The sequence below is a fragment of the Dokdonella immobilis genome (assembly GCF_900115085.1).
GTDB lineage: Bacteria > Pseudomonadota > Gammaproteobacteria > Xanthomonadales > Rhodanobacteraceae > Dokdonella > Dokdonella immobilis.
Window position 1 is genome coordinate 15,316 of sequence record NZ_FOVF01000027.1, and the last position, 11,578, is coordinate 26,893.

An 11,578-nucleotide genomic window follows, 5' to 3' on the forward strand; every position below is an offset into this window, starting at 1 on the left:
CATCTCAGGTACCCCGTTCGAGTCGATCTGCAAAGGCCGCCGGCAGCCCGGCCGCGCGGATCGCAGCCGCGCTGCGCGCATGATCATAGGGCACGCGGAGGAAACACAGCTGGCGCGCGTCGGTGTCGAACCAGGCGCAGGCCGCCGCCGGATTGCCATCGCGCGGCTGACCGCAGGAACCCGGAATCGCGAGCCAGCGACGCTGGCTGGAAAGCGGGATAGGCACGCCGGGACGTGGCTCGAAGTGGCTCACCGAGTGGCCCTGCTCGTAGTAGAGCGCGGGCGCGTGCACATGACCACACAGGGTCAGCCAGCGCGTGGTCGCCGCCAGACTGCGCTTGGCCGCCAGCGGATTGGAGACATAGGCCCACTGGTCCGGTTCCCAGGCACTGGCGTGCACGTACAGGCGATCGGCGTCCTCGATCATGAGCGGCATCGATTCGAGGAAGGCGCGTTGTGGGCCGTCGAGTCGCTCGCGTGTCCACCGGGCAGTAGCGCGGATGTCGGCGTTGACCGTGTTCGCCGCCTCGTCACCGAGGGCCGCATCGTGGTTGCCACGCACGGCGAGCGCACCGCGTTCGACGTGCGCGCGGACGCAGTCGACCGTCCATTCCGGATCGGCACCGTAGCCGACCAGATCGCCCAGGAAGACCCAGCGCTGGCAGCCGGCCCTGGCCAGCGCGGCGAGACAGGCCTCGGTCGCCTGGCGGTTCGCATGCAGGTCTGCGAGCAGTCCGATTCGCACGGCGTCCCCTCGGTCGAGGTTCCGATCGTAGGCGCAAGCTCGCGCGAACGCCATTCGCCGAAAGGCGTATGCGTGGCGATGTCGTTCGTCGACGTGGGCGGGTCATTCGTCCCGGCGTGCGCGCGGCGCGCATGCCGACGCCGCCAGAATCCGGGCCCGGCCGGCATCGCGGCCGTGCAACGCGGAGAACGCCTCATGTCATCTCGAATCGTCCGGTCCCTGGTCGTCGCTGCGCTTGCGGCCTGGCCAGGCACCCATGCCCTGGCCGCGTCGGCCGCCTGCGAAGTCAACTACCGTCAGGAAGGGGGCTTCCTTGCCGGTCGCCGCTTCACGACCTGGGGCGTCGTTGCCGGCGTTGCGACGAACGACGCCTACAACCGTATCTACAAGGAAGGCCTCAAGTCGGGACTCACGGTCGCCAGCGCCGATCGGGAGCTCGGCGCGATCGCCTTCCGCCAGGCAAACGCCGGCGTCACCCATACCGGCCAATCGGTCGACGTGCCGTGGAACGTCACGATCGAAGCCGACCCGGCAGGGGCGAAGATCACGGTCAGCAAGACCACGCCGGGCGGCTACGCAACCAGTCGTGAATTCCAGATTCGTTCGATGTGCGCAGTCATCGATGCGGCACGCCCCTGAGGCGCACCCGATCACGCGCTCCCACGGGAGCGTCGTCGGACCTCGGGCATCCAATGGGCAACCCTGGCATCGAGGAGGCCCGACTCATGCACCGCGCCGCTGGCCCGGACAAGCCGATTTCAGGTCGCGGGGTCGCGCAGGGTTCCGTCATCGGAACGGATTGACGCTCGCGCCGCTTGACCGGACCCTTCCTTGCGACCTTGATGAAGCGTCGCCAGCGCGCGTCGGCACACGGCATGGATGCGTTCCGGCTCCGAGTCGGGATTCTTGCCGGCGTCGAGTCCCTTGACGCCCGACTCGAGCAGGGGCAAGGCCGCTTGCATGTTTCCGCGATGGAACAGGATCAGTCCATGCAAGGCTTCGACCATGTAGGTCCAATCCCTGTTTCCCTGCGCCGCCACGAGGACGTCCGCATCGATGCCGTCGACCAGGGCCTGCGCGGCATCGAGGTGTCCGAGCTCGGCCTCGGTTGCGGCCAGCGCGAACGCCGCGTCCTGGGTCTGCGGCGCGTTCGGTCCCTGGCTCTCGGCCAGCTTGCGGTGCGCTTCGGCGAAGCGCTCGCGCGCCTCCGCGACGTGGCCCGTTTCATAGAGGGCCCGGCCCCAGTTGACGAGCGAAACGAGGGTTTGTCCGTGATCGGGACCGAGCTTGTCGCGCACCATCTTGTAGACGCGTTCGCCGTAGACGAGGGCTCTTGGCCAGTCCGGAGTGCGGAATGCGACGCCGAATTGTTCGTTGACGAGACGCAAATGCTGCGAATGGTCGGTGCCGAGCCGCTCGACGATGACCGTCTCGGCCTCGTCGAGCATGGCGAACGCCTCTGCCGGGCGCTTCTGCAGGCTCGTGCTGCGGGCGAGCGCGACCTCGGCCATTGCAATCGCGATCGCGTTGTCGCCGGGACGCGCGCGTGCCTCGTCGATCAAGGCCTTGCCTTCGCGCTGCGCTGCGTCGAGGGCACCGGTCAATGTGTAGGCAAAGATCAGCTGGGTGCGCAGGCTGTCGCTCAGCATCGTATTGGCGGGAGCGAACTCACGCACCGCGGAGACGGCTGCCTCGAGGTCCGGAACCGCCAGCGCCATCTCGCCGCGGGTCAGGTTATAGCTGGCCGAGGGCGCCGCCACCAGATAGCGCGACTCCGCATCGGCCCGGGCTGCGAGCGCCTGCTTGAGCGTGGCAATCTCCGCGGCCGCTTCCTCGTGGCGGGAAAGCAGGGACAGCAGGCGGGCGAGGCGCGAACGCTGGCGCAGCGCGTCGCGCGAATTCGCACCGCCGGCGCCGGCATAGAGATCCATGGCGCGCCGGGTTTCGGCTTCCGCTTCGGCCCACAGGTCGATCGACTCGAACAGACCGCCGAGGCTCGCGCGAACCCCGGCCTCGGTCAGCGGCTGCCCGGTAAAGCGCGAATCGAGCCGCGATCGGGCTGCGAGCAGCACGTCGCGCAATGAGGCCGAGGCGCCCTTGGCGAACACGCGCGGATTGGATCGACTGATCAGGTCTTCATTGAGGAAGGCGCTCAAGGCATTGGCGCGCTCGAGTTCGGCGCGGGCCTCGTTGCGGGCGTGCAGGGCGGCCTGCTGGAGGGCGAGTGCAACCGCCAGGCCGATGCCGAGCGTGGCGATCAGGATGATGACGAACGGACGACGGGCCCGACTGCGGGCGAGGGCCTGCGCGGCAGCGCGCGCCTGCGCCGCGGCGTGCTCGGCATCTTGCGCGTGCGCGCGCCGTGCCTCGAGCTGGCGCAGATGCGCGGCCAGCTCGACCGCGCTCGCGAAGCGGCATTCCGGATCGCCGTTCGTGGCGAGATGGATGTCTTCGCGCAGGAGCGCATCGTCGATGTCCTTTTCCCATCCCGAGACCATCGGTCGACCGATGCGGTCCGACAGAAGCTGGTAGAGCAAGACGCCGAGCGCGAACACGTCGGAACGGGCGTTCGGTGGCTGCCCGGCGAACAGTTCCGGCGCCATGTACAACGGGGTTCCCGAGAGGAGGTTGGCGCCCTCATCGACGGTCATGCCGAGGCGCGTGATGCCGAGGGCCTCGAGTCGGTCGGGATCGAGCAGGCTTGCGTTGCCGAAATCGGTCAGGCGCACGAAAGGGCCGGAGTCGCGCGTCTCGACGAGAATGTTGGCGGGCTTGAGGTCCTTGTGCAGGACGCCGAGCGCATGCGCCTCGGCGACCGCGTCGGCGACCTGCAGGAACAGGGCGAGGCGCGCCGGGCCCTCGAGTGCCGACAGATTCCGCGAGGACCATTCGACCAGATTGGAGCCGCCATATTCGCATTCGAGGAAATACGGTGCGCTCTCGAAATTCCAGTCGAAGATGTCGACGAAGGCCTCTGGGTGGCGGGCGCTCTCCTGGAGCAGCCGCGACACCGTGACTTCGCGCTTGAGGTCGCGCAGGCGCTCGCCGTCGCTTGCAAACTTGTAGACGCGGCGTTCGAGGGTCTTGGCGTGCTCGGCCAGCCAGACCTCCGATCCCGGGCGCTCGCCAAGGCGTTGGCGCAGGAGGAAATTGTCGCGTCCCGGCACGCGATCGTCCGCGCGCAGGCTGCCGCGCTCGGTCGCATGGGTGCCGACCGCCACGCGCGCGACCGGCCCATCGAATCGGTAGCCGATGCGTTGCTGGGTGGTCAGGTGCCGCGCATTGCGCTCGCCGAGCGCGCGCCTGAGCTTGTTGATCGCGTTCGGCAGCACCTTGTCGACGGTCACGCGACCGGCCCAGACGTGTTCGAGCAGTGCGTCCTTGCCGACGACCTCGCCGACGTGGCGCAACAGGTAGGCAAGGACCTCGAGCGCACGGGGCTCGACGTCGACCGGCAATCCGGCGACGCGCAGCTCGAAACGGGCTTCATCGAATTCGGCGCTGCCGAAACGATAGGTGTAGGCGGTTCCTTCCACGTCGAGGTTCCGTTCGGAGGATTGCTCCCCCTCCCCAGGCGCGTCGATGCGACGGGGCTGGCGGGGCAGCGCAATCTACGACAGGTCTCGGAGGACGGCAATTGCAGCGGCTCGGCGGCGACGGGTCAGCTCGCCAACAAGTGATTGATCCGTAAGCCGATTCCGATCCGTTACCCAAGCGTTACCGAGGCGTGGACGGTTCCGCAGGCGGTTGTCGGTAGGCTAGCTCCATGCCGACCATCGCAGCACGACCGTGACCTTCCGAATCGCATGTCCCGCCCGACCCACGCAACGCCAGCATCACCGGTTCGGGCCTCGGCATCGGGGTCGACCATGACCCCCGTCTGCCGCCCGCGCCGCGACGACGCTGGCGATACGCCGCACGGGTCTGTCGGCGTGCACGCAGCGGGGTCGGCCTCGGGGATCTGCCGCGAATTGCTGCCCCGTCCTGTCGTTGCTTTGCCGGAGGCGATCCTGGAGTGGCTGCGTCGCTTCGATGCGTGTGGCGAAGACGGCGCGGACGGGGCCGATCGACAATGCCAAGCGCCCACGATCCCGCACGGCGTGCGCATGGCGGCCGTGGAGCGCGTATCGGAGCATGACCTCAGGCAGATTCTTGCCGCGCTGCGCGCTCGCTTCGCTCCGGCCGGAACCGGGACACTCGTGCGTGGATCCGCCCGCATTCCGATGAGCATCGGTCGGCGCACGCACCTGGTGTCGCGCGATTCGATCGATGCCGTGATCGCCCAGCGCAACTACGTCGACGTGCATGCGGGCGGGCGCACCTACACGCTGCGCAGTTCCCTGTACTCGTTCGAACGCAGGCTCGATCCGGACCGGTTCCTGCGCGTGCACCGGTCGACGATCGTGCGGATCGGCGCGATCGATGAGATCGGTACGCTCGGCTCCGGTCGCTGCCGCATCGTCCTCCAGGGCGGCCTGTCGTTGAGCAGCGCTCGACGCTATCGAGCGCGTCTGCTCGAGCTGCTGGACGAGGAGCGCGGGGTGCGGGGCGCTGGAAGCGCGGCACAGACAGATTTCAAGACCCACGGCGGAGCGTTCAATCGATGAGGATCCTTCGACACCACGGGCCGGCCCTGATGCTGGCCGTCCTTTCCTTCCACGCACAGGCCTTCGACGTGCCTGAACGCATCGTCGCACCGGCGCCGGAAGTCGGCACGGTCGCCCCGAACGCGTTCGGCGCCGCGATCGCGGCCAGCGGACCCTGGCTCGCCATCGGTGCGCCGCAGGAGGATCTGCCGGGCGTCGTCGACGCCGGTGTCGTCTACCTGTACCAGTGGGTCGACGGAACCTACCTCGAGCGGGTCCGGCTCGGCGCCGCCGATGCGGCCTCGGGCGACGGGTTCGGCAGCGCCGTCGCGATCTCGGGCGACACGGTCGTCATCGGCGCACCCACCGACAACCTCAACGCCGGCTCCGGCGCGGGATCGGTCTACGTCTTCGAACGCAACGATGCGAACTGGGACCAGCGCATCAAGCTCACCCAGCCCGGCGCCGCGACCGCCGACCTGTTCGGAAGCGCGGTCGCGATTTCGGGTGATGCCATCGTGGTGGGCTCGCCCGGCGACGACATCACCGGCCTCGGCGCGGACGTCGGCTCGGCCCATCTGTTCCAGCGCGTCGGCGGCGTCTGGACCCATACCGCGCGGCTGCTCGCTAGCGATGCGGGTTCATTGGTGCGCTTCGGACAGGCAACCGCAATCTCGGGAAACCTCGTCGTGGTCGGTTCGCGACAGGCCGATGCCAGCGCCGGTGCGGTCTACGCGTACTCGTTCAATTCGAGCTCCGCGCAATTCGAGCAGCGCCTGGTCGCCGACGACCGCCAGCCCGGCGATGAGTTCGGGAGTGCACTGGCCATGGATGGCAACCAATTGCTGATCGGCGCGCGAAGCCGCGATACCGCGCAAGCGCAGGATTCGGGCGCCGCCTACGTGTTCGCGTGGTCAGGCACGCAATGGTTGCAGCAGGCCAGGCTCGAATCGCCGGCGCCGCAGGCCGGCGAGCGCTTCGGATACGCCGTGGCCCTGCTCGATGGCTTTGCCCTGGTCGGTGCACCTTACGCGCAGGTGGGTGGCACCTGCTGCGAGCAGGGCAGGGCGCGCCTCTTCCTCGGTTCGACGAGCGCCTGGCGTCATCTTCGCCTGCTCTCGATTGGCGACGCGGCGCCGTTCGACACGACCGCATTCTCGGTGGCGCTCGCCCAGACCGGCGTCTTCGCCGGTGCGCCCGGTTCGAACGATCCGGTCAGCGGCACGGACGCGACCGGCAGTGCGGTCCGCTTCGAGCGCTCGTTGTCGCTGTTCAAGGATGGCTTCGAGCCGAACCCCTGAAACGGCCATGTCGATTATCGGGCCTCCTGGCGGAGCCACATCCTTTCATCCCGTATGCTTCGATGCCGGTTCGCCGGCGCCGGCCGACCGGTTTGGGGCATGCGCTGGCAGGCGACGCAAACGGCCTGTCGCGCGTCCGTACGACGAACGCGCTTCCGGTTTTCGCGCGAGTCAGCCGTCTTCCCATCTTCCGGAGCGGATCCATCCATGACCTTGATTCCCGCCTTGATCGCGTCGGCCGCCATGGCCGTTGCTCCGCCCGACTGGATCGTCGCGCAGGGCAGCGGCACGTGTTCGGCCACCGATGTCGACTTCTCCGATGCGCGCCACGGGCTCGCCTCGTGTGCATTCAGCGATGCGATGAAAACCAGCGACGGCGGCCTGACCTGGGCGGTCTTCCCGACCGGGCTCCAGCAGTCCCTCGTGTTTGCCCATGCGGCGTCGACCAGCGAGCTTTACCTGGCCCGGCTCGGGCTCTACCGCAGCAGCAACGGTGGATCGACCTGGGCGGAAGTCGGCAACCTCAGCGCCAACTTCGGCAGCGTCTTCGATGTGCATTTCGACGGTAGCCGGCGCGTCGCGCTGCAGGGTGGCAACATCCTCTACAGCACCAATGCGGGGGCGAACTGGCAGACCGGCTTCCCGGCCCAGACCGATGTCTATCTCGACGAACTGCATTTTCCGACCTCGACGACCGGATTCGCCTCCGGCGGCATCACGACCGAGCAGGGCAGCATTGGCAGCGTGCTGCGTACGACCGACGCCGGAGCGCACTGGACCTTGCTCGCGTTCACGCACGGCCAGATCACCGCAGCCGACTTTCGCGATGCGACCCACGGCATCGTCTCGACGCTGTCCGCGGCCGTCTATTCGACGGCCGACGCGGGCGCTTCCTGGCAAACCCTGGCGACCCTTCCCGACAACGCCTATCTGACCGACCTCGGCCAGCGTAGCGACACCCACTGGTACGGCGTGGCGACCAACGGCTGTGTCTACGAGACCTTCGACGCAGGGGCGCACTGGACTGCAAGTGTGTGTGATCCATCCGCGCGCGCACTTGTCGCCCTCACCCTGGGCGGGGGACCAGCCGTCGCGGTCGGCAGTGACGGTCTCGTGCTTTATGAAAACCGCATCCTCGAGGCCGGGTTCGAAGCCGTGCCTTGAACGCAGGGCCCGGCAGCCCGTCCGACCGTCCCTGGTCGGCTGGGGCGCGCGTCCCATCCTGCCCCGTCCGGCGTGGCGTGATCCCGCCTCGATCGCCCCGCCATGACAAGACGGACGGCATGTCGGGCGAGCAGATAGCCACGGCGTCGCGTTGATGCATGTCGATCGGACGCCGCTCGTTCGCCGGGCGGATAGGCCATGCGACACAGGCACGAGGCCGCCAGGCTCGTCTATGCTTGGGCTTCGTCGAGTAGGGGAGAGCCGAACATGTCGATTGCGCGCTTGCGTGCCCTGTTGCCGTTGCTGTTGATCCTTGTCCTTGTTGGCCAGGCCGTCATGCCTGCGGCCGCCGCCGCGCCGTCGAAGAAGGAAGCCGGGCCGATGCAGGCCGATACGTTCGCCGGTCTCGCCCTGCGCGGCATCGGGCCGGCCATGATCTCGGGCCGCATCGCCGACCTGACAGTCAATCCGAAGGACAAGTCGATCTGGTACGTCGCCGCTGCCACGGGCGGACTGTGGAAGACGAGCAACGCCGGCACGACCTGGAGTCCGATCTTCGACGACCAGGGTTCCTATTCGCTCGGCTGCGTCACCCTCGATCCGAACAACCCGCTCGTGGTCTGGGTCGGCAGCGGCGAGAACAACACGCAGCGCAGCGTCTCCTACGGTGACGGCGTCTACAAGTCGCTCGACGGCGGCACGACCTGGACCAACATGGGTCTGAAGACCTCCGAACACATCTCGATGATCGTGGTCGATCCGCGCGATTCGAACGTGGTCTGGGTCGCCGCGCAGGGGCCGCTGTGGTCCTCCGGCGGCGAGCGCGGCCTGTACGTCACGCGCGACGGCGGCGCGACCTGGAGCAAGGCGTTCGAAACATCACCCGACACCGGCGTGACCGAAGTGCACCTGGATCCGCGCAATCCGGACGTCATGTACGCGACCACCTACCAGCGTCGCCGGCATGTCTGGACCGTGATCAATGGCGGACCGGAATCGGGCCTGCGCAAATCCACCGATGGCGGCAAGAGCTGGCGCACGATCACGAATGGACTGCCCAAGGGCGACATCGGCCGCATCGGCCTGGCCATCGCGCCGGCCGCTCCCGACACGATCTACGCGGTCATGGATGCGGCCGGCAAGGACAGCGGTACCTATCGCTCGACCGACGCCGGCGAGAACTGGGAAAAGCGTTCCGACTACAAGCCGACCACCGGCCAGTACTACAACAAGCTGTTCGCCGATCCGAAGGTGGTCGATCGCTTCTACGCGATGGACACCTGGATGCATGTCAGCGAGGACGGCGGCAAGAGCGCCCATCGCGTCGGCGAGAAGCACAAGCACGTCGACAACCACGTGCTCTGGATCGATCCCGACGACACCGACCACCTGCTCGCCGGTTGCGATGGCGGCGTCTACGAGAGCTTCGATCGCGGCGCCACCTGGCGCTGGTTCCGCAACCTGCCGCTGTCGCAGTTCTACAAGGTCGGCCTCGACAATGCGACGCCGTTCTATACGATCTACGGCGGCACCCAAGACAACAATTCGGTCGGTGGCCCCTCGCGCACGCGCACGGCCCATGGCATCGTCAATTCCGACTGGTTCATCACCCTCGAGGGCGACGGCTTCCAGACCGTGGTCGACCCGACCGATGCCAATATCGTCTACTCGCAAGCCCAGCACGCCGTGCTCGTTCGCTACGACCGACGCACCGGCGAAACGGTCGATATCCAGCCGCAGGCCGATCTCGGCGACGCGCCGCTGCGCTGGAACTGGGATTCACCGCTGATCATCAGCCCGCACCAGCACACACGTCTCTACTTCGCCGCGCAGCGCCTGTTCCGCAGCGACGATCGCGGCAATTCGTGGCGCCCGGTCAGTCCCGACCTGACCCGCCAGATCGACCGCAACACGCTGCCGATCATGGGGCGTGTCTGGAGCGTCGATGCGGTGGCCAAGAACACCTCGACCTCGTTCTACGGCAACATCGTCGCGCTCTCGGAAAGCAGCCAGGTCGAAGGGCAACTGGCCATCGGCACCGATGACGGCCTGATCCAGATTTCGAGCGATGGCGGCGGAAGCTGGCGGCGTCTCGATCGCTTCCCGGGCGTGCCCGAACGCAGCTACGTCTCGCGCGTGCTGTTCTCGCCGCACGATGCGAACACGCTGTACGCCGCGTTCGACAACCACAAGCAGGGCGACTTCAAACCCTACCTGCTGCGCAGCACCGACCTCGGCCGCAGCTGGACCGCGATCACCGGTGGACTGCCCGAGCGTGGCACCGTGTATTCGCTGGTCGAGGATCCGGTCAAGCCGGGCCTGTTGTTCGCGGGCACCGAATTCGGTCTGTACTTCTCGCCCGACCAGGGCCGGCGCTGGATCCAGCTCAAGGGCGGCATGCCGACCATCCAGGTCCGCGACCTGGCCATCCAGCAGCGCGAAGGCGATCTCGTCGCGGCGACTTTCGGGCGCGGCTTCTACGTGCTCGACGACTATTCGCCGCTGCGCGCGATCGACGATGCGGCACTGGCGCAGAAGGCGCTGCTGTTCCCGGTCAAGCGCGCCTTCACCTACGCGCAGAGCACGCCGTTCGGCGGCGCCGGCAAGGGCTTCAACGGCGATCAGTTCTTCACCGCGCCGAATCCGCCGATGGGTGCCGTGTTCACCTATTACCTGAAGGATGCATTGAAGTCGCGTGCCAAGACGCGCCAGGATGCCGAAAAGGAACGTGCGAAGAAGGGCGAGGACACGCCTTATCCCTCGTGGGACGAACTCGAGCGCGAAGCGCGCGAGGAAGCGCCGGTCATGGTCTTCACGGTCAGCGATGCCGATGGCCAGGTCGTGCGCCGCATCGAGGCCCCGGCCAAGGCCGGCCTGCAGCGCGTGGCCTGGGACCTGCGCTATCCGGCGGCGGTGCCGACCGACCTCGCCCCGGGCGAACGCGACCCCTGGGATCCGGAACCGGTCGGGCCGCTGGTCGCGCCGGGCCGGTATCAGGTGAGCATGGCTGCGCGTATCGATGGCGCCCTCGTGCCGATGGGTGAGACGCAGACCTTCGATGCCGCTCCACTCGGCGGCGATTCGCTGCCGCCGGCCGATCGCGAGGCCCTGCTCGCGTTCCAGCGCCAGACCGGTCAGCTGCAGCGCGCCGCGCTCGGCGCGGTTGCCGCAGCCGGCGAAGCGCAGAAGCGCATCGATCATCTGAAGAAGGCGCTCAACGACACGCCGGCCGCTGCGCCGGCCCTGGCCGGGCGCCTGCGCGCCATCGAAGGGCGTCTGAAGGACCTGCAGGTCGCACTGAGCGGTGATCGCGTGCGCGCACGCGCTGGAGAGCCGACCCCGCCGGCGATCGTCGATCGCATCAACCAGGTCGTCTACGGGCACTGGTACTCGACCGCCGACGCCACCGCGACGCATCACCGCAATTACGAAATCGCCGCCCAGCAGTTCGCGCCGGTACTCGCGCAGTTGCGCAGCCTGATCCTCGGTGACCTGGCCACGCTCGAGAACGAAGCCGATGCGGCCGGCGCGCCGTGGACGCCGGGTCGCGTGCCGGACTGGAAGTAGGCCACTGAAATTCTGTCCCGACCCATGTCGGGCATTCGGAAATTCCGGCCATGGATGGCCCGATTTCTTGCGGCCGGCCCGGGAATCGTCGCGCGGCACCCGCTCGGCATGGGCGGACGCGATTCGGGACGCACTGTGCCGATGCGGCGAGGTCAGTCCTCGCGCGCCGCGCCAGCCGCAACCACGGTCGCGCCGCCCGACCTGCCTTGATCTGC

The 11,578-nt window shown here is 67.9% G+C and carries 7 protein-coding genes; 5 read left to right on the forward strand and 2 right to left on the reverse strand.

Features of this window, described 5'->3' with window-relative positions; translation table 11 throughout:
• Nucleotides 1–4: 4 nt before the first annotated feature.
• A complete protein-coding gene (locus BM125_RS15375) occupies nucleotides 5–745 on the reverse strand; it encodes a metallophosphoesterase family protein (protein ID WP_092409569.1) in 741 nt (246 codons plus the stop codon).
• Nucleotides 746–940: 195 nt separating this feature from the next.
• Here BM125_RS15375 and BM125_RS15380 point away from each other — a divergent pair, with 195 nt between their 5' ends.
• On the forward strand, nucleotides 941–1,384 hold the full coding sequence (locus BM125_RS15380; protein ID WP_245778945.1) for a hypothetical protein: 444 nt from the start codon (nucleotides 941–943) through the stop codon (nucleotides 1,382–1,384).
• Nucleotides 1,385–1,503: 119 nt separating this feature from the next.
• Here the strand turns inward: BM125_RS15380 and BM125_RS15385 are convergent, their stop codons facing one another.
• Nucleotides 1,504–4,281: a protein kinase domain-containing protein gene (locus BM125_RS15385; RefSeq protein ID WP_092409571.1), complete on the reverse strand. Its 2,778-nt coding sequence runs from the start codon at nucleotides 4,279–4,281 to the stop codon at nucleotides 1,504–1,506.
• A gap of 333 nt (nucleotides 4,282–4,614) precedes the next feature.
• On the opposite strand from BM125_RS15385, the gene BM125_RS15390 reads away from it, so the two are divergent.
• The 4 genes from BM125_RS15390 (at nucleotide 4,615) to BM125_RS15405 (ending at nucleotide 11,363) form a co-directional block, all read left to right on the forward strand.
• A complete protein-coding gene (locus BM125_RS15390) occupies nucleotides 4,615–5,352 on the forward strand; it encodes a LytTR family DNA-binding domain-containing protein (RefSeq protein ID WP_175498120.1) in 738 nt (245 codons plus the stop codon).
• The gene (locus BM125_RS15395; protein WP_092409575.1) at nucleotides 5,349–6,632 is read left to right on the forward strand and encodes an FG-GAP repeat protein; all 1,284 of its coding nucleotides are present in this window, start codon (nucleotides 5,349–5,351) and stop codon (nucleotides 6,630–6,632) included. The genes BM125_RS15390 and BM125_RS15395 overlap by 4 nt, the downstream gene beginning before the upstream one ends.
• 207 nt (nucleotides 6,633–6,839) lie before the next feature.
• Entirely contained in the window at nucleotides 6,840–7,796 is a 957-nt protein-coding gene (locus tag BM125_RS15400; RefSeq protein ID WP_092409577.1) for a WD40/YVTN/BNR-like repeat-containing protein, read from the forward strand.
• A gap of 267 nt (nucleotides 7,797–8,063) precedes the next feature.
• Nucleotides 8,064–11,363 carry a sialidase family protein gene (locus tag BM125_RS15405; protein ID WP_175498121.1) on the forward strand — a complete coding sequence of 1,100 codons (3,300 nt, stop codon included), beginning with the start codon at nucleotides 8,064–8,066 and terminating at the stop codon, nucleotides 11,361–11,363.
• Nucleotides 11,364–11,578: the final 215 nt, after the last annotated feature.